Genomic DNA, 23,328 nt, shown 5'->3' on the forward strand with positions numbered 1-23,328 from the left:
CAAGGGAACACTCTCAGGCACCAGTCGAAGGACCGACACGATGAGCGACACCAGCGGACTGATCACACCCGCACTCGTTGATCTCCACCTCGCCCCCCAGGACAAGAGCGAAGCGCTTCGCGCCCTCGCCCAGCGGCTGGTCGCCGAGGGCCGGGTCACCGACCTCGAGGCCTTCCTCGCCGACGTCGCCGCCCGCGAGGACCAGGCCCCGACCGGGATGGGCGACGGCATCGGCATCCCGCACTGCAGATCACCCCATGTCACGCGACCGAGCCTGGCCTTCGGCCGCAGCGCCAGGGGCGTGGACTTCGACGCCCCGGACGGACGGCCCGCCGACCTGGTCTTCATGATCGCGGCACCGGCCGGCGCGGACGACACCCACCTGCAGATCCTCGCCGCGTTGGCCCGCAGGCTGATGGACCCCGCTTTCACCGGTGCCCTGCGCGACGCCGAGAGCCCGGGCGCGGTCGCGGCCCTGATCAACGGCGAGGAGGCACCGGCGGCTACCCCGCAGCCGGCCGCCGCTCAGGAGCCGGTCACCGCTCAGGAGCCGGTCACCGAGGGCGGGCTGCGGCTGGTCGCGGTGACCTCCTGCCCGACCGGCATCGCCCACACCTACATGGCCGCCAAGGCCCTGGAACTGGCTGCCGCCCGGGTCGGCGCGCGGATCCAGGTCGAGACCCAGGGCTCGGCCGGGACGACGCTGCTGGCCCCCGAGGTGATCGCGGGCGCGGACGCGGTGATCTTCGCCCATGACGTCGAGGTCCGGGACCGCGCCCGCTTCGCCGGCAAGCCGACCGTGGACGTGGGCGTGAAGGCTGCCGTCAACCGCGCCGACGACCTCATCGCGCAGGCCGCCGGGCTGGTCGCCGGGGTCGGCAGCGGCGCACGTACCGCCGCAGACCGGGTCGCCGCACCGAAGGCACCGGCGGGCGAGCACTGGGCCCAGCGACTGCGCACCTACCTGATGACGGGCGTCAGTTACATGATTCCCTTCGTCGCGGCCGGTGGACTGTTGATCGCCCTCGCCTTCGCGATCGGCGGCTACCAGATCGCCTCCGCCCCGTCCGTGCTGGGCCACTTCGACTGGACTTCCTCGCACAGCTGGGCGGCGATGCTGTTCCAGACCGGCAAGATCTCCTTCGGCTTCCTGGTCCCGATCCTCTCCGGATACATCGCCTGGGCGATCGCGGACCGGGCAGCACTGGCGGCCGGCATCGCCGGCGGTGCCGTCTCGGTGGCAGTCGGCGCGGGCTTCCTCGGCGGCATGGTGTCAGGCCTGGTCGCGGGCTTCCTGGTGCTGTGGATGATCCGCTGGAACGTGCCGCGGGCGGTCAGGGGCATCATGCCGGTCGTGGTGATCCCGCTGTTGTCGGTGGCGGTGGTCGGCTTCCTGATGTTCGTGGTGGTCGGCTCGCCGATCGCCTCGGCGATGAACGGCCTGACCGACTGGCTGAACGGCCTCTCCGGCTCCAACGCGATCCTGCTCGGTCTGCTGCTCGGCGCGATGATGGCCTTCGACATGGGCGGCCCGCTCAACAAGGTCGCCTACACCTTCGCGGCCGGTGCGCTCACCGCCGCGGGCACCACCCCCGACGCCGGCAGCCTCAAGGTGATGGCTGCCGTGATGGCCGCCGGCATGACCCCGCCGCTCGGCATGGCCCTGGCGACCGTCGTCCGGCGCAAGCTGTTCAGCCCCGAGGAGCGGGAGAACGGCAAGGCTGCCTGGGTGCTCGGCGCGTCGTTCATCACCGAGGGTGCGATCCCGTTCGCGGCGGCCGATCCGCTGCGGGTCATCCCGGCGAACATGGTCGGCAGCATGACCGCCGGTGGCCTGGTGATGGCCTTCGGCTCCACCCTGCGTGCACCGCACGGCGGAATCTGGGTGCTTCCGCTGATCGGCAGCCCGTTCCTGTACCTGATCGCGGTCGCTGCGGGCACGGTGGTCACCACGGCGGTGGTCGTCCTGCTCAAGGGGATGCGCAGGCCCGCCACCTCGGCGGCTCCGGACTCCCTCGCCACCGAGAAGGAGCTGGTCGGCGCCTGACCGACGGCCCGCGAGGTGCCTTCGCAAGGTGCCTTCGTGGGGTGCCTTCGTGAGGTGCCTTCGTGAGGTGCGTCCGGCAGTGATCCGGCGGGCCGGAGTCCGGGCCGGTTCGGGGCGCCCGCTCAGTCGAGCGGGCGCCCCGTTCGCGTCCGCGAAGGGGAGCGCGGACAGCCTTCGGCGGCGTTCCTCCCCGATCCGGCGGGAGGAACGCGGAGCCCATGCGCGAACCGGCAGGCTGCTGTGTGAGCGTGCACGTAGGCCGGAAAGCGGCCCGTGTGCACGCTCACACGGGCCGCTTCCGGAGAAACCGTCCAGCCGTCACCGGCCCGGGGGGAAGCCTCCCCAGACGGACGCGGAGCCACCCGCGGACTGGGCGTCGATGCGGTAGCCGTCGTTCGCGGAGGTGCGCACGCCGGTGGCGTGGTTGTACTGGCCGGCGAACTCGTGCTGCCCGGCCGGGACGGAACGGCCCGGCTTGAGCACCCAGCGGTAGACCAGTGCGCCGCCGGTCTCCTGGACGGTGACGGTGAAGTCGTCGTCGGGCAGGGTCCGCCAGTTGCCGGTGTCGCGCACGTCGCCGGTCTGCGCGACGCGCAGTTCGACCGTGAGCGAGGTGAGCGGCTGGGTGGTCCTGAGGGTGAGGTTGCTCTGGGCCCAGTAGACGCTGCTGTGCGGGTCGACCGACCCCTCCGACCACAGCGGGCCGTTCTGGGCCCGGCTGCTCGCCGACGGGGTCGGGCGAGGGCCGACCGGGGTGCCGGTGGGCGGCGTGGTGGTCGCCGGGGCCGGTGCCGGGGCGGCGGTCGGGGGAGCGGACCGCGTCGGCGTCGACGTGATCGTCGGCGAGGGGGCGGCCGGTGCGGTGGTGGCGGTGTCCGACGGCGGCGGGGTCCGGACGATGGCGGCCACGGCGAGTCCGCCGGTGGCCAGGACGCCGGCGGTGGCGAGGCCCGCGAGCGCGACCCTGGGCCATGACCGCAGGCCCGACCGCGCACGGTGACGGACGGCGGGACCGGCCGCGCCGCGCTGCACGCGGGCCAGCATCCGTGCGGGGTCGGGGTGGTGGGCCTCGGCGGCCTCGCGCAGCTGCCGGGCGATGTGCTCGTTCACCGGTTCCTCCTTCCTGCCGTCAGTTCGCCGACCGCTCGTGCGCCGAGTGCTCTCTCCAGCTCGGCCATCCCCTTTGAGGTCTGGCTCTTCACCGTACCGACCGATATGCCCAGCGCCGCGGCGGTGTCCTTCTCCGAGAGGTCGAAGGCGTGCCGTAGCACCACGCACGCCCGCTTGCGGAACGGTAGCCGGGCGAGCGCCGCACGGACGTCCAGCACGGCGGCCACGTCCGGTCCGTCGGTCTTCTCGGGGCTCCGGGTCCAGAACAGCAGGACGCGGCGCCGTTCGCGGACCGCGCTGCGGATCCGGGCCCGGGCCATGTTGGCGACCACTCCGCGGGCGTAGGCGAGCGGGTGGTCGGCCGCACGGAGCCGGTCCCAGCGTTGCCACAGGGCGAGCAGGGCGTCCGCGGCGAGATCGTCCGCCGCGTCCGTCTCGCCGGTCAGGAGGTGGGCGAGACGGGCGAGTTCGGCGTAGTGGCGTTCGAAGAAGTCGTGGAATTCCGCGGACGTGTCATCGAGGAGCATTTCCCCCGGTCGCCCTCTCCCTGCAATGTGAACGTTAACAGTCGGCATGAGACTAGCAGTGCCCGTTCCCGGGGCGGGGCGGTCCCCGCCCCGGAGGGTCACGCCCGCAGGCCGACAGACGGGCGGCGCGGTCAATGCCGGGCGAACTGCACGCGGGTCGGTTGGACGACGTCCGGCTTCACGGCGAGCCCATCGACGGTCTGCTGCTCGCCGTAGATGTCGGTGACCCTGATCGATCCGCCGCATCCGCTGCCGTCGGGGGAGAGGAAGTAGTTGTAGTCGGTGCGGGACAGCTGCCGCCAGCCGCCGCCGGTCCGCACCTCCAGCGTCGCCACCGGGTTCCGGTGGCCGATCACCTGGATCCCGCACCACCACTGGCTGGACCCGGTCTTGTACCGGATCGACATGGTGTCCGGCGCCGTGACGGGGCTCAGCAGCGTCCAGGTGATCGGGAGCCGGCCCACCGACAGCTCCGCGAGCTTGCCGAAGGCCTCGTGGCTCAGGTCGAGCTGCCCGGGCGCGCAGGGCAGCGGGCACTCGTTGACGATCCGCACCGTGATGCTCGCCCCGTTGGCGGCGCGGACGAGCACGTACGCCCCGCAGGCACTGGACGACTCGTAGTCGGTGTGGTTCATCGCCGCGATCATGAGGTCGCCGGACGGGCCGAACGAGCAGGCGCCGTTGCCGTCGGCCGCGTCGTAGGACGTGGCGACGCCCGGGTAGCTCGACCCCGGCTTGATCCGCCCGGCCGGGGACGTCGTGACCGGTGCCGTGCGGGCACCGCCGGCGGCGGCCGAGGGTGACGCCGTGGCCGTGGCCGTGGTGGTCGACGGTCGCGGCGTGGGGGTGGGCGTGGCCGACGGCGACGGGGTGACGGTGGCCGAGGGCGGGGGGCTGGTGGCCGGCGACGGCGACGCCGAGGGCGTGGCTTCGACCGGGACACCGGTACCGGGCGGAGCGCTCGGCTCGGTGACCGCGACGGAGGCGGCCGCCGGTTGCGCGGCGTCGGGGCCGGGACCGCCCCCGTTCCCCGTGAGGAGCGCGAGGGCCAGGCACACCAGCACGCCGACGGCCGCCACTGCCAACGGAATGCCCACGATCAGTCCTTGCCTTCGCCGCGCCCGCGGGTCGGCGTGCTTCGTTGCCCTCATGCCCATCCAATTCCGGTAGATCGAGTCGACGTTGCACCACTCAGTGGCCGCCGAGGACGGAAAGGTTGCCGGTCCGGCACCGATGGCCCGGCTTCTTTCCGTGGCCGGCCCGCGGGCGGGCGGTGACGGCGCGCCGCCGCCCGCCCGCGGGCCGGCCGGCGGGGTCAGGACTGGTCGCCGTACACCACGCCGCGGCCGTAGCCGCCGAGGTAGACCCGGCCGTAGACGTCGGGGTCGCCGGTGATGACGTTGATGTTGCTGCCGCCGAACTGGTGCTGGTCGTCGTTGATCCGGACCCAGGTCGAGCCGCTGTCGGTGGAGCGGAACAGTGCGATGACGCCCTTCACCTTCCCGCTGAGGTAGAGGGCCTGGTAGCCGGCGCCCGGCGCCGCCTTGCCGAAACCGATGGCGCTCGCCCCCTCCACGCCGTCGAGCTTGCGGAAGCTCGCCCCGCCGTCGGTGGAGTGCCGCAGGCCGTTGCCCCCGCCGGCGATCCACAGGTCTCCGGCGACGCCCGGGACCGCCTTGAGCTGCCCGTCGCCCAGACCGGTTCCGCGGGCGGTGAAGTGCCTCCCGCCGTCGGTGCTCGCGTACAGGGTGCCGCCGCTGAGGGCGTAGAAGGTGTTGGCCGCCGAGCGGTCGGCCACCACGGTCGCGTCCTTGGGCAGGCCGGAGGCCGCCGCCCAGGACGCGCCACGGTTGGTGGAGACGAACGGGACCTGGCCCGCCGGAGCCCACACCACGGTGGCGCCGTCCGCCGAGACGGCCGTGGACCCGCCGCCCGCGTCGGCCACCGGAGCGCTCGGGAACGGGGCCCAACCCGCGCCGCCGTCGGTCGAGTAGGCGCCGTGCTGCTGGCCGCCGAGGCCGACCCGCACCATGAACTCCGGTTTCGCCTGGGCGAAGTCGATACCGGTGGTGTTGGAGAACAGCGGCCCGCTCAGCGCCTTCGCGGGGACCTTGGTCAGGTCGTCGTGCCGGAATCCGCTGACGTCGCCGAGCGCGCTGATCAGCGGGAGGCCCGGCGGCTTGGCCAGCCCGAGCGTGGCGGTCTCCTCCAGGCCCTTGGCCGGGACGGTCCAGTGCGTCGGGCGTCCGCTGTCCGCCGCCGTCACGTCGTTGCTCCCCCACATGCCCGACCCGGTGCCGTAGAGCACGTGCCCGGAGTCGAAGGGGTCGATGGCCAGCGCGCCCATCCAGTGCCCGATGCCGGTACCCACGTACGGCGCCGCGGAGTTGTCCCGCTCCGAGGTCGCGCCGAACGCCTTCCAGGTGGCGCCGCCGTCGGTCGAGCGGTAGAGCTCGTCGGAGGGCCACCAGCGGTCCAGCGTGGTGACCATCACCGTCGACGGGTGCTGCGGGTCGACCGCCAGCCCGGCGAAGCCGTAACTGCCGCTGGACGGCGAGACGTTCTTCCAGGCTCCGGTGGACGGCGTGTACTTCCACACCGATCCGGCCGTCACCCCGTTCGGGCCGGGCGCGTTGGTGTACGTCAGGTAGAACGAGCCGTCGCCGGACAGCACGCCGTGCTGCGGCAGTTGCCCCGTGGGCTGGCCGGTGACGGCCTGCCAGGTGGTGCCGCCGTCGGTGGAGCGGTACAGCGAGGTGGACTTGTCGGCCACGCCGACGTAGATCGTCCGGCTGCCGGACGGGCCGAAGGTCACGAAGGACAGGCCGACCCCGCTGCTCGCACCGTCCTTGACGGGGAAGCCGCCGACCTGGCTCCAGGTCGCGCCGTAGTCGGTGCTGCGCCACAGGCCGTTCTTGCGGGTGCCGAGGTAGAGCGTGCCGTGGTTGTCGGGGTCCACCACCAGTCGCTCGCCCATGGACCGGCCGTCCTCGTTGCCGCCGAGCTTGAACGGCAGGTCGGTGCGCTGGAACGTCCGGCCCTGGTCGGTGGAGCGCAGGATCGCGCCGTTGCCCGCCCAGTCGTTGGTGTAGGTGCCGCTCGCGAGGTACAGGCGGTTCGGGTCGACCGGGTCGGTGGCCAGGCTCTCGATCCCCAGCAGGTTCCAGTCCGCCCCGCCGATCCAGTCGGTCAGTGAGGTCCACCGTCCGGCGGCCGCGTCCCAGCGGTACGCGCCGCCGATGTCGGTCCGGGCGTACAGCAGGTCCTTGCGGGCGGGGTTGAAGACCAGTCCGGTGACGAACCCGCCGCCGACGATCTGCGCGTTGTGCCAGGTGTACCCGCCCGTACCGGACACCTTCACCAGCTTCCACTGCTGGTTGGTGGCGCCCCGGTCCGCGTACTGGATGAGCGGGACGCCCTCGTCCTTGCCACCGCCCCACACGTCCAGCACCATGCCACTGGCGCGGGAGACGAACTTCACCGCGCCGTCCCCCGCGTCCGCCATCCGCCACTGCTGCGCGGCGGAGGCGTGGTCGCTCTGCTGCTCGACGGCGGCGGTGGACTGCGCGGAGTCACCGCGCACCCCGAGGACCTTGCGGCTGCTGCGGTTCTCCAGTTCGTAGTAGCCGTCCGCCGCCAGCCGCAGCCGCCACTGCTGGCTCACTGCCCCGGCCACGCGGTTCATCTGCCGGGCCCAGGCGCCGTCGGCGGCGTCCGCACCGGGCACGTCCAGGGCCTTGTCGCTGCGGACGGACACCAGCGTGTAGTAGGCGTCGGGGTCCACCGAGGCGGCCTTCGAGTCGGCCTGCACGAACAGCAGGTACGGGCCGAGCACCCCGGGCACGCCCAGCGCCAGGCCCAGCGTGGTCCAGCGCCGACGGTGGCGCCCACGGGGACGCCGCACGCCACCGGCCGCGCGGGTGCGCCGGCCACGGCCGTCCGCGGTGGGATCCGTCTCGTTCATGGGTGCTACTCCTTGCTTCGGCCCCGCTGACGCACACCCGTCTGGTCGGGGTGCGCGCCGGCGGTCGGCGGTGGGATCGGACGATCCGTGGGCGTGACGCCCTCGGTGTCGCCTGTCAGTTGCCGCCGTCGCGGGGGAGGTTGCCGCCCGTTCGGAAACTTTTCGGCCGAGCCGTGAGCGGGAGGCACGGGAGCACCTCCCGAGGGCGCGCGTCCGGGTGGCGGCTTTCCAGAGCGGAAGGCTCCCTGCCGTTCGAGGCAACAGGATGTTAACGAGATCGGCACAACTTGCGCCCGGAACGCGTCTTTACTCTTCTCATGGCCGTGCTTTACTCACTCTTGACGCGCCATCAGGCCGCCGGAGCGGCTCCGATGGCGACGCGGCCCAGCGGCGTGCCGCGCCCGTCGTGCTGACGCACCCTTCCGCCTGGAACGCACGTTTCCGAGGCACCGCCCCGTCCATCGCTCCTCCGGCCGAAACCGCCGGGGTCACGAAGGAGGCACAAACCCCATGGATCCGCTCATCGACCGGGCCCGGGCCTTCCCGCAGCGCGCCGGCGACACCGGCCGGGAACTCACCGGCCTCGCCGCCGGCCAGGCACCCCAGGCCCTCTTCATCACCTGCTCGGACTCGCGCGTGGTGCCCGCGCTGATCACCAACGCCGACCCCGGCGACCTCTTCGAGCTCCGCACCGCCGGCAACATCGTCCCCGCCTACCGGGACGAGCTCGCCTCGGGCGAGGCCGCCACCATCGAGTACGCCGTCGAGGTGCTCGGCGTCCGCGACATCGTGGTCTGCGGCCACTCGCACTGCGGTGCCGTCGGCGCCGTGGTCCGCGGCGAGGACCTCAGCGTCGTTCCCGCCGTCCGTGCCTGGTTGCGCCAGGCCGACCGGGCCGACCTGGGCGCGGACGGCGCGGACGTGTTCGATCCCACGGTCGCCGGGCCCGTGCAGCGCCACGTCCTCACCCAGCTGGACCGGCTGCGCGGCTACCCGGCCGTCGCGCGGCGGCTGCGCGAGGGCGGGATCCGGCTGCACGGCTGGTTCTACGAGATCCACACCGGGCTGGTGCTCGCCCACCGGCCCGACAGCAACCTCTTCCTACCGCTGTGAGTTCGCGTGAGTCCGCTGTGAAGCCGCTGCGAATCGGGGTGCCCCGTCGGTGATCCACGGCCCCCAGCCCAGCAAAGCCCGCGCCCCGCGGCGCCACCACCACCCTCCGGACCGACACCGTCCGCACCGCTACTCTCCCGAGGACCCGATGACCCGTCGTCCCGCCCTTCGGCTGAGCACTCTGCGCTCTGACCTCCCCGCTTCCATCGTCGTCTTCCTGGTCGCGCTCCCGCTCTGCGTGGGCGTCGCCGTCGCCTCCGGTGCACCGGCCGAACTCGGCCTGATCACCGGCATCGTGGGCGGCCTGGTGACCGGGCTGATGCCCGGCAGCAGCCTCCAGGTGTCCGGCCCCGCCGCCGGCCTGACCGTGCTGGTCTTCGCCGCCGTCCAGGAACACGGCCTCGCCACCCTCGGCGTCATCACCGCCGTGGCCGGCCTGCTCCAACTCGCCATGGGCGCGGCCCGACTCGGCCGACTGTTCCGGGCGATATCCGTCTCCGTCGTCCACGGCATGCTCGCCGGGATCGGTCTCGTCCTGATCGCCGGTCAGCTCTACGCCTTGGCCGACGCCAAGGGACCGGCCGACGGCCTCGCCAAACTGGCCGGCCTCCCGGGCCTGGCCGCCGATGTCGCCAGGGGCCCGCAGGCCCTCGCCGCCGCCGCGATCGGCGCCGCGACGGTGGCGGTCCTGCTGCTCTGGACGCGTCTGCCCGCCCGGGTCCGGAGGGTGCCCGCACCGCTCGCCGCCGTCGCCGCCGCGACGGCCGTCACCGCGCTGTTCGACCTGCCCGTCGCCCGGGTCCGGGTGGCCGGTCTCGCGGGGGTGGTCCACCTGCCCGGCGGCTCCGAACTCGCGGCGCTCGGCAGCCTCGGCGTCCTCGGCACGGCGCTCGCGTTCGCACTGATCGCCTCGGCCGAGAGCCTGTTCAGCGCCGCGGCCGTCGACCGCCTGCACGACGGCCCGCGCACGGACTACGACCGCGAGCTGCTCGCGCAGGGCGTCGGCAACACCGTCTGCGGAATCCTCGGCGCGCTCCCGATGACCGCCGTGATCGTCCGCAGTGCTGCCAACGTGCAGGCCGGCGCCCGCACCAAGGCCTCTCGGGTCCTGCACGGACTGTGGCTGCTGCTCTTCGCCGCACTGTTCCCGGCCGCGCTCTCCGCCATCCCGCTCGCCGCCCTGGCCGGCGTCCTGGTGCACGCCGGCGCCAAGCTGGTCCCGGTCCGTACGCTGCGCCCGCTCTGGCGGGCCGATCGCGGCGAAGCGGCGATCCTGACGGTCACCGCCCTGACCATCGTGGTGACCAACCTGCTCGAAGGCGTGCTGCTCGGCCTGCTCCTCGCGGTGCTCAAGAGTGCCTGGGACACCTCGCACCTCCACATCGCGGTCGTCGATCCGGCCGACGGTGCCGTGCGCGTGACCCTGCACGGCAACGCCACCTTCCTTCGGCTGCCCCGGCTGCTGGAGACCCTGGAGTCCCTGGAGGAACTGCCCGCCGACCGGCCCGTCCGGCTCGACCTCTCCGGCGTGCGCCACCTCGACCACGCCTGCCGCACCGCCCTGGAGCAGTGGCAGGAGCGCCACAACCGCAGCGGCTCCGCCGAGTTGGTCGGGCTCCCGGTAGCGGTGGCCTGACCGGTCCGGCGCCCGGGCGGTCGGCAGGTTTCCGCGCTCGGGGATCGCCCTGGCCCCGTCGGTTCCCGCCTTCCGCACCGGACTCCGGAACCTCTCTTGCGCGCAGAGGACCGCATGGAGAGAGGACTGCATGGAGAGAGGTCTGCGCGGAGAGGCGGGCGGAGGGGAGACCGCTCACCGATCCGATCCTGATCCGAACGCGCTGAGTGCCGAACCCCTCACCGCTCGCTGTCGCCGTGCGGGCAGCGGGACAGTGATCTCGGCATTCACCTCCGTGGCGCGGATGTGAGCGTTAACTTGGCAATGTAGACAGATGTGAGCACCCTGCGTGGCTGGTATGAAGGGAGCCGCCCTTTGAACCGAGGGTGACGAATTGGCCTGGACCTGGTCGCGTACTGTGGTCGACAGCGCCGAGGAGGGGACTGCGAGTGGGAACCGAGAGTGCCGGGACGGAACAGCGCCAGCCCGTGATGTCGGACGTGGCGAAGCTGGCGGGGGTGTCCCATCAGACGGTGTCCCGGGTGCTCAACGGTGCCCCGCACGTGCGGCCCGGCACCCGGGACCGGGTGCTGGCGGCCATACGGGAGCTGGACTACCGGCCCAACTCCGCCGCCCGCGCGCTCGTCACCCGTCGCTCGCAGACTCTCGGCGTGGTGAGCTTCGACTCGACGCTCTATGGCCCGGCCTCGATGCTGGACGGCATCGAGCGGGCCGCGCGCAGCGCCGGCTACTTCGTGAGCGTGGCCAGTCTGCGTTCCCTGGACGGCCGGTCGGTCCAGGAGGCCGTGGACCGGCTGCGCGACCAGGGCGTGGAGGGCGTCGTCGTGATCGCGCCGCAGACCTCCGCCGTCAGTGCGGTCGCTCGGCTCTCCAGCTCGGTGCCGATCGTGGCGGTCGGGTCCGGCAACCAGACCCGGGTGCCCATGGTGTCGGTGGGCAACCGCTTCGGTGCCGGGGAGGCCACCGGGCACCTGCTCGACCTGGGGCACCGTACCGTGCACCACCTGGCGGGGCCGGCCAACTGGGTGGAGAGCCAGGACCGCGAGGAGGGCTGGCGCCTCACGCTGCAGGCGGCCGGAGCCCCCGTGCCGGACGTGGAACGCGGCGACTGGAGCGCCCGCTCGGGCTACCAGGCGGGACTGCGGATCGCGCAACTCCCCGACGTCACCGCCGTCTTCTGCGCCAACGACCACATGGCCCTCGGCCTGCTGCGCGCCCTGCACGAGGCCGGCCGGTCGGTCCCCGACGAGATCAGCGTGGTGGGCTTCGACGACATCCCCGAGGCCGCCTACTTCATCCCGCCGCTGAGCACCGTGCGCCAGGACTTCGGCGAACTCGGCCGCCGCGCCCTGGAACTGCTCGTCGGGGAGTTGGAGAGCACCGCCCCCTCGCCGACCCATGCGCAGATCACCCCGGAGCTCGTGCTGCGCCGCAGCGCGGGCCCGGCCCTCCGACGGTGAACCGGTAGCCGATCCGCAGCGGCCCCGATCACCCGGATCGCGGGCTCCGGTCGCGGACCTGCCTTGACAGCATCTTTGTTAGCGCTAACAATCATCGTGAGCGTTGACGACAACGCCCTTCCCACTCCGTCGGCCAGGCCACCGCATCCCGCTTCCGTTTGCCTGGCCGACGGCCACTCGTTCCGCCCTTCAGAGGGAGAGGTGGCGGAACGGAGCCTGTCGCCGGTGTGCTCTGCCCTGCCCCGGCCGACGACCGCACCGGCGACAGGCCACCCTGCAGACTCCCCACCAAGGACGAGGAAAGTGTTCGACGACCTCGCCTCATCCTGAACCCCTCATCCCGAACTCCTTTCCCGCACCCCGTTGAACGGAGAGCAGCCCGTGCCCAGAGACGTACTCGTCTCCCCCGGCGACCTGATGGTGGCCCAGGAGGTCGCCGGGGTCATGCCGGACGGCCGGCGCATCACCCGCTGGACGTTCGGCTCCCGGGCCGGGGTGACGGCGGAGGTGCTCAGCCTGGGCGCCCGCCTCCAAGCCCTGAACGCGCCGGACCGGGCCGGGCGGACGGCCAATGTGGTCCTCGGCGGCGGAAGCATCGAGGACCTGCTCGGCCAAGCGTCGTACCTCGGCGCGACCGTCGGCCGCTATGCCAACCGGATCGCGCGCGGTGTGCTGCCCCTCGACGGCGCGACGTACCGGCTGGCCACCCAGCTCACCGGGCACACCCTGCACGGTGGTCCGGACGGCTTCGCCACCCGCCTCTGGGACGGCGTTCCGGTCCGGGCGGACCGGCAGGTCGGCGTCCGTTTCCGCCTGCGCAGCCCCGCCGGGGACCAGGGGTTCCCGGGGGCCGTCACCGCCGAGGTGACGTACCTGCTCGATTCCGGTGGCGAGCTCTCGATCACCTACCAGGCGGCCACCGACGCGCCGACGGTCGTCAACCTCACCAACCACGCGTACTTCAACCTGGCCGGCGAGGGCCGCGGAACGGTGCTCGACCACCTGCTCCGCGTCGAGGCCGCCGGGTACCTCCCGGTGGACGGCGACCTGATCCCGCTCGGCCCGGTCGAGCCGGTCGCCGGCACTCCGTTCGACCTGCGCCGCGCCCGGCGGATCGGTACCTGCATCACTGCGGAGAACCCCCAACTCCTGGCGGCCGGAGGCGGGTTCGACCACAACTGGGTGCTCGGCGGCACGGGGTTCCGCCGGGCCGCCCTGCTGAGCCACCCGGTGAGCGGCCGGCACGTCGAGTGCCTGACCACGGAGCCGGGGCTCCAGGTCTACACCGGGAACCACTTCGACGGCTCGCTGACCGGTCGATCCGGCCGCCGGTACGCCGCGCACGCGGGCATCGCGTTGGAGACCCAGCACTTCCCGGACTCGCCCAACCGGCCCGACTACCCCTCCACCCTGCTGCGCCCGGGGGAGAAGTACCGGTCGAGGACGGTGTACCGCTTCTCGGCCCAGTAGCGGCGCGGCCGCCGAGCGGTGGAGGGGCGGTGGGCCCGGCGGGGCCCATCGCCCCTCCACCTTTTCCGTCCTCAGCCGGCGACGAAGACCCGCACGTCCCAGGCGCCGAGGGAGACCGACCCGCCGGCGGGCACCGAGGCGCCGCCCAGCACGTTGGTCAGGTCCACCGGGGCCTGGGCGCGGGTGGGCTGCCAACTCCAGTTGTGCACCACGTGGACGCGGCGCCCGTCCGGGGCCGTCCCGGTGGTCGCGGTGACGGACGCGGGCAGGTCACGCCAGCCACTGGCGGCGGCGGGGGCCAGCCAGGCGGCCAGCGTCCGGGCCAGGTCGCGTCCGGGCACCGTGCCCACGCAGGTCACCCGGCCGGCACCGTGGGCGCGGGTGGTGACGGCGGACCAGCGGCCGAAGTGCGGGTGGTCGTACCCGGCCAGCACGGTGGCATCGGTGGCGGTGAGGCCCTCCACCCACCGGGTCGCGGTCGTGCCCGACGGAAGCGCCAGCGCACTGCCGGGTACGGCGCGCAGCGGGAGGTCCGCGGGCAGGTTGCTGAACTCGTCGTACCAGGCGCCCGCGGCTGCCGTCAGGCGTGGCGGGGCGGTCTCGTGGCGGGCCCGGGCCTCGTGGTCGGCGTAGCCGGTGCGGGGGCCGAGCACGAGGTGGCCGCCGGCCTCGGCGTAGGCCGCGAACCAGTCCAGCAGCGAGTCCTCGGCGAGGTACAGCCCGGGGACGATCAGGACGGGGTGGCGCCGGGCGGCCACGTCGGGTGCCACGCCGTGGCGCTCCCCCCGGGCGTCGTGCAGCTGGCGGGCGTGCAGGATCCGCACCTGGCGGCCGGCCTCGAAGGCGCCGCGGTAGAACGGGTCGAAGACGCGGTGGTAGGAGGCCGGGTCGGGGCTGCCGTCCGGCTTCGCGAGCGGCGGGTACTTCTGCATCAGCCACTTGCTGGGCGTCGAGTAGACCATGGTGATGTCGGCGTCCGGGTCGAGTCCGGCGACCAGCGCCCCCGCCGTCTCGAACTCGGCTCCCAGGCGGGCGAGTTCGGCGTACACCCGGCCGGGCCTGCCGCTGTGCGGCAGAATGCCGCCCCAGTACGTCTCGGCGCCGAAGTGCAGGGTGTGCCAGTGCCAGTACTCGATCATCCGCGCGCCGCGCGAGACCAGGGCCCAGGCGGCCTGCCGCCACTGGCCGTCGAAGGCCGGCCGGTTCTCCGAAGTGCCGCTGATGGCCTGGGCGTTGGTCTCGGTGACCAGGAACGGCTCCTGGCGGGAGGAGAAGATCCGGTCGGCGCTCTGGTACAGCGCCCACACGCCGGCGGTCTTCCACCACTGCTCGTGGTCCTCGGGCGTGGGGTCGGGCAGTGCGAGGGCGTCCTGCATGTCGTAGTACGGGTTGCCCGCGGTGACGTCCAGGGCGTCGGTGATCTCGTCGTCCTCCAGCGCCGGGTGGTTGTAGGCGAGGCAGGTGGTGACGAACTGGTCGGGCCGGGCGTACTCACGGGTGATGTCGGCCTGCCAGGCGACGAACTCGGTGGTCTGGCGGGCCTGGAACGCCCGCCAGGCGACGTCGTACTGCGGCTGCTGGTTGTCGTCGGGTCGCCACAGGTCGGCCCAGGTGGAGAGCCGGTGCGACCAGTAGACCAGGCCCCACTCCCGGTTGAGGGTCTCCACGTCGCCGTAGGTGTGCCGCAGGTGGTCGACGAAGCGCTGGAACACGCCGTGGTTGTGCGGCAGGCGCAGACCGGGCTCGTTGTCCACCTGGAAGCCGATGACGGCGGGGTGCGAGGCGTGGCGGGCGAGGATCGCCCGGGTGACGCGTTCGGCGTGGTGGCGGAAGGCGGGGTGGGAGAAGTCGGCCTCCTGGCGGGCTCCCCAGCCCATCGGCCGGCCGGTCGCCTGCTCGGTGACGATCTCCGGGTACTGCCGGGACAGCCACGGCGGCACGGCGTACGTGGGGGTGCCGAGGACGACGGAGATACCGCGCTCGTGGGCGCCGTCGAGCACCGGCGTCAGCCAGTCCAACTCGAACCGGCCGCTCTCGGGCTCCCAGGTGGACCAGACGGACTCGCCGACCCGGATGACGGTGAACTTCGCCTCCGTCATCAGGTCGAGGTCTTCCTTGAGCCGCTCGTACGGCTGGTACTCGTGGTAGTAGGCCGCGCCGAACAGGACGCGCGGGGGCAGCGGGACCATGGGTTCACCTCGGGACGTGAGGAACTCCGGCCGCCGAGGGGCCGACGGCCGGGGTGGGGAGGGCGGGGTGGACAGGACGGGGTGGGCAGGACGGTTGATCAGGCGGTGGTGCCGGTCACCGTGTGCGTTGGCGTCGTACATGGGAACGAAGGCATGGCCGAACCGAGTTCGGCTCGCGGTCGCCCGGGCCGGTCTCCGGCTCCAGGGCGTCGTGGCCCCGGCGGATCGTCTCGCGTGGGTCGCTCAGGGACGCTTCCTCGGTGGGGCGGGGGAGACGCGGGGCGCGTTCAGCGCGCGCAGGACCGCGCAGCCGCCGGGGGCCAGTTCGTCGACGGTGCCGTCGGTGAGCAGGTCGTGGCCCGGCCGGGGCAGCGGCACGGCGTCGGCGCGGTGGTTGAGCAGCAGGTGCCAGCCCCGGCCGTCCGGGGCGTGCCGGGTGACGGCTTCGACGCCGGCCGGCAGGCCGGGCAGCTCCGGGACGACCCCGGCCTCCGCCAGCAGACGGCCGATCAGGGCGGCGTACCCGGGGTCGTCCAGGCGGGTGGAGAGGTACCAGCCCCGGCCGGAACCGAACCGGTGGCGGGTCAGGGCCGGGCTTCCGGCGAGCATGCCCTCGGTGTAGGCGGCGAGCGCCTCGGCGCCCTCGGTGCGCAGGGACTCGCTCCAGGAGGTGGCCGTCGAGCCGTCGGACAGCGCGATCTCCTCGCCCTTCCGCAGCGGACGGTGCTCCTCGACCCGGATGCCGAGGGCCTCGCGCAGCGGTGCGGCCGGGTAGCCGCCGAGCCGGGCGTGGAGGCGTGCGTCGACGGTGCCGCCGAAGTGCTGGACGAGCAGGGTGCCGCCGGCGGCGACGTAGCGGCGCAGGTTCTCGGCGCCCGCGTCGGTGAGCAGGAACAGGGCCGGGGCGAGGACGACCCGGTAGCGGCTCAGGTCGTGTTCGGGGTGGGCGAAGTCGACCGTCCGGCCGGCGTCCCACAGTGCCCGGTGGGCGCGGCGCAGTGCGGCGAGGTAGTCGAGCTCGCAGGACGGGAGCCCGTCGACGTTCATCGCCCACCAGGCGTCGGAGTCGTGCAGGACGGCGACCTCGGCCCGGACGGTGGAGCCGGCGAGTTCGCCGAGCCGGGCGATGGCCTCCCCGGTCGCCGTGACCTCGCGGAAGGTGCGGCTGTCCGGCCCGGCGTGCGGGACCATCGACGAGTGCCACTGCTCGGCGCCGGCCCGGGACTGGCGCCACTGGAAGAACAGGGCGCCCTCCGCGCCGCGGGCGATGTGGGCGAGCGAGTGGCGCAGGATCTCACCCGGTTCCTTGGCGAGCACGCGGCCGCCGGCGTAGACGGTGTTGGTGCCCTGTTCCATCAGCAGCCAGGGGGCGCCGCCGGCGAAGGAGCGGGCCCGGTCGGCGTCGAAGGCGGCCTGGGCGGCGGCGTCGATGCCGGGGGCGGTGGGGTAGTGGTTGACGGAGACCAGGTCGACCTCGCGGCCGAAGGCCCACAGGTCCAGGTTCTGGTAGCCGGGCAGCATGAGGTTGGTCGTCACCGGGCGGTCGCTGTGGGCGCGGATCGCGTCGCGCTGCTCGCGGTAGGCGGCGAGGGTCTCGTCGGACCAGAAGCGGCTGTAGTCCAGCGCCTGGCCGGGGTTCTTGTGCCACTGGGTGGCGCGCGGCGGCAGGATCTGCTCCCAGGAGCTGTAGCCCTGGCTCCAGAAGGCCGTCCCCCAGGCCTCGTTGAGGGCGTCGAGGGAGCCGTGGCGGGCGCGCAGCCAGACCCGGAAAGCGGCCGCGGCGTGGTCGCAGTAGCAGAGGGTCGCGTACTCGTTGTGCACGTGCCACAGGGCGAGCGCCGGGTGGTCGCCGTAGCGTTCGGCGAGGGCGCCGGCGATGCGGCGGGCGGCCCGGCGGTAGGCGGGCGCGGCGAGGCAGTAGGTGTCCCGGCTGCCGTGGGTCAGGCGGGCGCCGTCGGGGCGGACCGTCAGGGCGTCCGGGTGGGCCAGGCTGAACCAGGGCGGCGGGGAGGCGGTGGGGGTGGCCAGGTCGACGGCGACGCCGGCCGCGTGCAGCCGGTCGAGGTGGGCGTCGAGCCAGTCGAAGTCGTAGCGGCCCTCCTCGGGCTCCGTCAGGGCCCAGGAGAAGACGCCGACGGTGGCGAGGTTGACCCGCGCCCGGCGCATCAGCTCGTCGTCCTGCTTCCACACCTCCGCGTCCCACTGCTCGGGGCTGTAGTCCCCGCCGTAGGCGAGGCCGCCGAGGCGGTCGGTGAGCCGGCGGATGTCCATCTGGGAACCGTCCCTCTCGTCGTGGTGTCAACTTCGGTGCGGCGCCGGGGCGGTGCTTTCGCGGACCATCAGCTCCGGCGGCATCAGGAGGAGCCGGTCCTCCGGATCGTCGCCCGCGGCGCGCGCGGCGATCCTGGCCATGACCTGCTCGACGGCGACCTGCCCGAGGTCCTTCCGGGGGCTGGTCACGGAGGTGAGCCGGGGAGAGTGCTGCTCGGCCAGCGGGTCGGGGCAGATGGCGATGACGGAGGCGTCCTCCGGCACGGTTCGCCCGCCGGCGCGCAGCAGGCTCAGCAGCGGGCCGATCGCGGCCTCGTTCTGCACGACGAAGCCGGTGGTGTCCGGGCGGTCCGCGAGGATCCGGGCCAGGGTGCCGGCGGTGCTCTCGTAGGTGCCTTCGCACGGGCGGTGGAGGAAGCGCAGGCCGCGTCGTTCGGCGCGGGCGCGAAAGCCGGTCAGGGTGCGCTCGGCGTAGCCGGCGTGCCGTCGGTAGACGCCGCTGCTGTAACCGATGAAGGCGATGTCGCGGTGGCCGAGGTCGGCCAGGTGGTCGGCGCACAGGGCGCCGGCAGTGGCGAAGTCGTGGTCGACGCAGGAGAGTCCGGCGGGGTCGTCGGGCAGGCCGATGAGGGCGGCCGGGATGTCCTCGGCCCGCAGGACCGGGACGCGGTCGTCGTCCAGCCGCACGTCCATCAGGATGACGCCGTCGGCGAGTCCGGTGGCGGCGACCCGGCGGACGCCTTCGGGCCCTTCGTCGTTGGTGAGCAGCAGGACGTCGTAGCCGTGTTCGCGGGCCGCCACGGTGACCGCGATGGCGATCTCCATCATCGTGGGCACGTGCACCTCGGGGTGGAGCGGCACCACCAGGGCGATGATGTGCGAACGCTTGCCGGCCAGGGCCCGGGCACCCGCGTTGGGGTGGTAGCCGAGGTCCGTGATGGCCTGTTCGACGCGGATCCTGGTCTCGTCGGAGATCGGGCGCTTGCCGCTGAGGGCGTAGCTGACCGTGCTGGACGAGACGCCGGCGTGCCTGGCCACATCGGCGAGTGTCACCATCGCTCTGGTTCCTTCGTGTCGGTTCCGGTGGGGAGCGGTCCCGGCCGTGCGCCGGGGAGGTCCGCGCGGGACCGCTCCGGGTCCGTGGGGCCCGGCTGGCCCGGGCGGACGACTCAGCCCTTGATCGCGCCGATGAGGACACCGGTACGCAGGTGCTTCTGCACGAACGGGTTCACGATCACCAGTGGTACCAGGGTGAGGACCACGACCGCCATCTGCAGCGACAGCTCATGGTGGCGTGGCCCCTCTCCGTCGCAGCGTCGGAAGCGTCGAAGCGCTTGGATGTTTCGCCGAGACTAACGATGCGTTACCGGTTGAGCAAGAGGCTGAACAAATGCAAAATCGGTTGCGCTCGGGGGAGTTGACAGTCACTTCGGAGCCTGTCAACGTCGAAGCGCTTCGATGAACGACGCCGAGCCCAGCCCGCCCGAGGGGTATTCCACGTGAGTTCCGTGCCCGCGTCCGCAGCCGGCCTGCCCGGTTTCCGCAATCCCACGCTTCCCCTGCGCAAGCGTGTCGACGACCTGCTCCACCGGCTCACGCTCGACGAACGGCTCGCGATGCTGCACCAGTACGCGCCCGCCGTGCCGCGCCTGGGCGTCGCCCCCTTCCGCACCGGAAGTGAGGGCCTGCACGGGGTCTCCTGGCTCGGGGTGGCGACGGTCTTCCCGCAGGCCGTCGGCCTCGGCGCCAGCTGGGACGAGGACCTGGTGCGCGAGGTCGCCGAGGCGGTCTCGACCGAACTGCGCGCCTTCCACTACCACCGCCCGCCGGCGATCGGCACCACCGAACGCGGGGCGAACTCCCTGCAGGCCTGGGCCCCCGTGCTCAACCTGCTGCGCGACCCGCGCTGGGGGCGCAACGAGGAGGGCTACTCCGAGGACCCGGTGCACACCGCCCGGGTCGGCGAGGCGTTCTGCCGGGGCCTCGCCGGCGACCACCCGACCTACCTGCGCACCGCCCCCGTGCTCAAGCACTTCCTCGCCTACAACAACGAGGACGACCGCTGCACCACCTCCTCCTCGCTACGCCCCCGCGTGCTCCACGAGTACGACCTCGCCGCCTTCCGCCCGGTCGTCGCCTCCGGCGCCGCGACCGGCGCGATGGCCGCCTACAACCTGGTCAACGGCCGACCCTGCCACGTCAGCCCGCTGATCGAGGCGGAGCTGCGCCGCTGGGCCGAGCCCACCGGCCACGAGCTGTTCGTGGTCAGCGACGCCGAGGGCCCCTCCAACCTGGTCGACCCGGAGCACTACTTCGACGACCACGCCGAGTCCCACGCGGCCGCGCTGAAGGCCGGCATCGACAGCTTCACCGACCATGGCGAGGACAGCGCGACTCCGGTCGGCCGGCTGCGCGAAGCGCTGGAACGCGGACTGATCGACGAGGCCGACGTGGACCGCGCGGTCCGGCGGCAGCTCGAACTGCGCTTCCGCCTCGGCGAGTTCGACCCCGAGCTGGACCCCTACGCCGACACCGGACCCGAGGTGATCGACTGCCCCGAGCACCGCGACCTGGCCCGGCAGGCCGCGACCGAGTCGACGGTGCTGCTCAAGAACGACGGCCTGCTGCCGCTCGACCCGGCCCGCACGCCGCGGATCGCTGTCATCGGCCCGCTTTCCGACACGCTCTTCGAGGACTGGTACAGCGGCACCATGCCGTACCAGGTGGGCATCGCCACCGGACTGGCCGAGGCCGTCGGCGCACACGGCGCCGAAGTGGTCCGGGTGGAAGGCGCCGACCGGATCACCCTGCGCTCGCGCACCACGGGAGACCTGCTCGGCAAGTCCGCCTACGACGTGACCGACTGGGGCGGCGGCGCCTTCACCCTGTGCGCCGCCGACACCGGCCGCTACCTGAGCCTTCAGGACGACGACGCCCTGGCCGCCGACCGGGAAGTGATCAGGAGCTGGTTCGTCAAGGAGACCTTCCGGCTCGAACCGGCCGGCGCCGACACCGTGCTGCTCCGCTCCGTGTTCACGGGGCGCTACGCCGCCATGGACCCGACCGACGGCCGGGTGACCGTCACCGCCGAGAGCGCGGACGATGCCGAGCGCTGGCAGCGCGAGCTGGTGCGCGACGGCATCGCCGAGGCGCGGGCGGCCGCCGAGACGGCGGACGTCGCGGTCGTCGTCCTCGGCAACCACCCGATGGTCAACGGCCGCGAGACCGAGGACCGCGCGGACATCGACCTGCCCGAGGGCCAGGAGGAACTGCTGCACGCGGTCGCCGCCGTCCGCCCGGAGACGGCCCTGGTCGTGATGAGCAGCTACCCCTACGCCCTCGACTGGGCCGACGAGCACCTGCCCGCCGTGGTGTGGACCTCCCACGGCGGGCAGGAGACGGGGCACGCCCTGGCCGCCGTGCTGCTCGGCGGGGCCGAGCCCGCCGGCCGCCTGCCGCAGACCTGGTACCGGGGCGACGACCCGCTGCCCGCCCCGCTCGACTACGACATCATCAAGGCGGGCTGGACCTACCAGTACCACCGGGCCACCCCGCTCTACCCCTTCGGGCACGGGCTGTCCTACACCGACTTCGCCTACCGCGACCTGCGCCTGTCGCAGCCGTCGATCGACCAGGACGGGTCGGTCGACGTCACCGTCACACTGGCCAACAGCGGACGGCGGCCCGGCAGCGAGGTCGTCCAGCTCTACGTCCGGGCCCTGGACGCCCGCTACGAGGCACCCCGGCTGCGCCTCGCCGACTTCCGCAAGGTCCACCTGGAGCCCGGCGAGGAGCGGGAGTTGACGTTCCGGCTGCCGGCCGACCGGCTCGCCCACTGGGACGTCGCCACCGGGGCCTTCACCGTCGACCCCGGCGGCTACGAGGTGGTCGTCGCCCGCAGCTCCGACCACCCGGTGCTCACGGCGCCGCTCACCGCGCTCGGGGCGGTGGCCACGCCCCGCGTGGTCCTCGAACGCCGCACCCCGGCCGTCGACTTCGACGACTACACGGACACCACCATCGTCGACGCCGACCGCACCGACGGCGACGCGGTCACGCCCACCGATCCCGCGCAGCCCGCGACGCTCCTCTTCCGGGACGTCGACCTCTCCGGAGCCGTCCGGATCACGGTGGAGACCGCCCGCGAGGACGCCGGACCGGTCCGGGCCGGGCTCGAAGTCCACGCCGGCAACCGCCTGTTGGCCGAACTCGACGTGCCCGTCACCGGCGACCGCTACGCCTGGACGGTCACCACCGCCGCACTCGCCGCCCCGCTCGACGGTACGCACGACCTGAGCCTGACCCTGCACGGCGACGTCCGCCTCGCCGCCTTCCGCTTCGGCGGGGCCGGCCAGGCCGACTGAGGACCGTCGCCCCACGGACCGGCGGCCCGCCCATGGGGTGGGCGGGCCGCCACCCTCACCTGTCCGGCGCTCCGCGCCGCACCCGTTCGCTTCCGTCACCCCGCCGCCCGGAGGCGTCCCCATGCCGCTGCTCGCCCCACCACACCGGCTCGTCATCGCTCTATCCGGAGGAATCCGCCATGCCGCTCACAGACTTCGGACTCGACGAACTCGTCCGCTACCGGCCGGAGCCGTCCGCCCCGCAGGACTTCGACGACTTCTGGCAACGGAGCCTCGCCGACGCCCGCTCGCACGGCGGGGCGGTCAAGGTCGAACGCGTCACCGCGCAGTACGGACTGCGCACCGTCGAGGTGGACGACGTGCGGTTCCCCGGCTGGAACGGCGAGCCGGTGGCCGCCTGGCTGCTGCGCCCGCGCGGCGTGGCGGGGCCACTGCCGGTCGTCGTCACCTACATCGGCTACTCCGGCGGCCGCGGGCTGCCCACCGAGCACCTGTTCTGGTCCGCCGCCGGGTACGCCCAACTCGTCGTCGACAGCCGGGGCCAGGGCCGGGACACCCCCGACCGGGGCGAGGGCGACGGCACCCAGTGGGCCGAGGGCTTCATGACCCGCGGCATCGACTTCCCCGAGAACCACTACTACCGGCGGCTGATCACCGACTGCGCGCGCGCCGTGGACGCCGTCACCCGACTGCCCGGCCTCGACGGCAACCGGATCCTGCTGGCCGGCGGCAGCCAGGGCGGCGGCCTGGCCATCGCCGTCGCCGGGCTCACCGGGGACCGCGTCGCGGCGGTGATGCCGGACGTGCCGTTCCTGTGCCACTTCCGCCAGGCAGCGCAGATCGCCGGGGAGGGGCCGTACCAGGAGATCGTCAAGTACCTGCGCTGGCACAGCCCGAACCGCGTCCAGCAGACCCTTGACACCCTTGACTACTTCGACGGAGTCAACTTCGCCCAGCGGGCCACCGCGCCGGCCCTGTTCAGCGTCGGCCTGATGGACCCGGTCTGCCCGCCCTCCACGGTCTACGCCGCCTTCAACCACTATGCCGGTGAGGACCGAACCATGACGGTCTGGCCCTTCGCCGACCACGGCGGCGGCTGCGGCGCCAACCCGCCCGCCCAGCTCGCCTGGCTGCGGGAGCGCGGACTCACGCCGGAGCCCGCCGCATGAGCGAACGA

14 protein-coding genes are annotated in these 23,328 nt (G+C 73.2%); 7 read left to right on the plus strand and 7 right to left on the minus strand.

Going from position 1 to position 23,328, the window contains the following annotated elements; translation table 11 throughout:
• Window positions 1–40 precede the first annotated feature (40 nt).
• Window positions 41–2,047 carry a PTS fructose transporter subunit IIABC gene (locus tag ACZ51D_RS24905; RefSeq protein WP_465663565.1) on the plus strand — a complete coding sequence of 669 codons (2,007 nt, stop codon included), beginning with the start codon at window positions 41–43 and terminating at the stop codon, window positions 2,045–2,047.
• A 318-nt stretch (window positions 2,048–2,365) separates the two neighbouring features.
• On the opposite strand, the gene ACZ51D_RS24910 is transcribed toward ACZ51D_RS24905, so the two are convergent.
• The 4 genes from ACZ51D_RS24910 to ACZ51D_RS24925 form a co-directional block, all read right to left on the minus strand.
• The gene (locus ACZ51D_RS24910; RefSeq protein WP_465626010.1) at window positions 2,366–3,157 is read right to left on the minus strand and encodes a hypothetical protein; all 792 of its coding nucleotides are present in this window, start codon (window positions 3,155–3,157) and stop codon (window positions 2,366–2,368) included.
• Window positions 3,154–3,684 (minus strand): SigE family RNA polymerase sigma factor, encoded by a 531-nt coding sequence (locus tag ACZ51D_RS24915; protein ID WP_465626012.1) that lies wholly within the window; start codon window positions 3,682–3,684, stop codon window positions 3,154–3,156. The genes ACZ51D_RS24910 and ACZ51D_RS24915 overlap by 4 nt, the downstream gene beginning before the upstream one ends.
• Window positions 3,685–3,815: 131 nt before the next feature.
• On the minus strand, window positions 3,816–4,835 hold the full coding sequence (locus ACZ51D_RS24920) for an expansin EXLX1 family cellulose-binding protein (RefSeq protein WP_465626014.1): 1,020 nt from the start codon (window positions 4,833–4,835) through the stop codon (window positions 3,816–3,818).
• 164 nt (window positions 4,836–4,999) lie between these two features.
• Window positions 5,000–7,648: an RICIN domain-containing protein gene (locus ACZ51D_RS24925; RefSeq protein ID WP_465663566.1), complete on the minus strand. Its 2,649-nt coding sequence runs from the start codon at window positions 7,646–7,648 to the stop codon at window positions 5,000–5,002.
• A 510-nt stretch (window positions 7,649–8,158) separates the two neighbouring features.
• Here ACZ51D_RS24925 and ACZ51D_RS24930 point away from each other — a divergent pair.
• The 4 genes from ACZ51D_RS24930 to ACZ51D_RS24945 all read left to right on the plus strand — a co-directional run bounded on the left by ACZ51D_RS24930 (window position 8,159) and on the right by ACZ51D_RS24945 (window position 13,327).
• The gene (locus ACZ51D_RS24930; protein WP_465621677.1) at window positions 8,159–8,761 is read left to right on the plus strand and encodes a carbonic anhydrase; all 603 of its coding nucleotides are present in this window, start codon (window positions 8,159–8,161) and stop codon (window positions 8,759–8,761) included.
• Window positions 8,762–8,909: 148 nt separating this feature from the next.
• The gene (locus ACZ51D_RS24935; RefSeq protein ID WP_465621679.1) at window positions 8,910–10,397 is read left to right on the plus strand and encodes a SulP family inorganic anion transporter; all 1,488 of its coding nucleotides are present in this window, start codon (window positions 8,910–8,912) and stop codon (window positions 10,395–10,397) included.
• Between the two features lie 428 nt (window positions 10,398–10,825).
• Entirely contained in the window at window positions 10,826–11,857 is a 1,032-nt protein-coding gene (locus tag ACZ51D_RS24940; protein ID WP_465621681.1) for a LacI family DNA-binding transcriptional regulator, read from the plus strand.
• Window positions 11,858–12,238: 381 nt separating this feature from the next.
• Complete coding sequence (locus ACZ51D_RS24945; RefSeq protein ID WP_465621683.1) at window positions 12,239–13,327, plus strand: aldose epimerase family protein; 1,089 nt, start codon at window positions 12,239–12,241, stop codon at window positions 13,325–13,327.
• A 71-nt stretch (window positions 13,328–13,398) separates the two neighbouring features.
• Here ACZ51D_RS24945 and ACZ51D_RS24950 read toward each other — a convergent pair whose 3' ends face one another.
• From ACZ51D_RS24950 to ACZ51D_RS24960, 3 genes are all read right to left on the minus strand, one after another.
• Complete coding sequence (locus ACZ51D_RS24950) at window positions 13,399–15,516, minus strand: beta-galactosidase (protein ID WP_465621685.1); 2,118 nt, start codon at window positions 15,514–15,516, stop codon at window positions 13,399–13,401.
• A 243-nt stretch (window positions 15,517–15,759) separates the two neighbouring features.
• Window positions 15,760–17,787, minus strand: coding sequence for a beta-galactosidase (locus tag ACZ51D_RS24955; RefSeq protein WP_465621687.1), 2,028 nt, complete (start codon window positions 17,785–17,787; stop codon window positions 15,760–15,762).
• A gap of 27 nt (window positions 17,788–17,814) precedes the next feature.
• Window positions 17,815–18,843, minus strand: coding sequence for a LacI family DNA-binding transcriptional regulator (locus ACZ51D_RS24960; protein WP_465621689.1), 1,029 nt, complete (start codon window positions 18,841–18,843; stop codon window positions 17,815–17,817).
• A 452-nt stretch (window positions 18,844–19,295) separates the two neighbouring features.
• Here ACZ51D_RS24960 and ACZ51D_RS24965 point away from each other — a divergent pair, with 452 nt between their 5' ends.
• A complete protein-coding gene (locus tag ACZ51D_RS24965; protein WP_465621932.1) occupies window positions 19,296–22,151 on the plus strand; it encodes a glycoside hydrolase family 3 C-terminal domain-containing protein in 2,856 nt (951 codons plus the stop codon).
• 179 nt (window positions 22,152–22,330) lie between these two features.
• Window positions 22,331–23,320 (plus strand): acetylxylan esterase, encoded by a 990-nt coding sequence (locus tag ACZ51D_RS24970; protein ID WP_465621691.1) that lies wholly within the window; start codon window positions 22,331–22,333, stop codon window positions 23,318–23,320.
• The last annotated feature ends 8 nt before the right edge of the window (window positions 23,321–23,328 follow it).

This window comes from Kitasatospora sp. NPDC033851 (genome assembly GCF_055576085.1).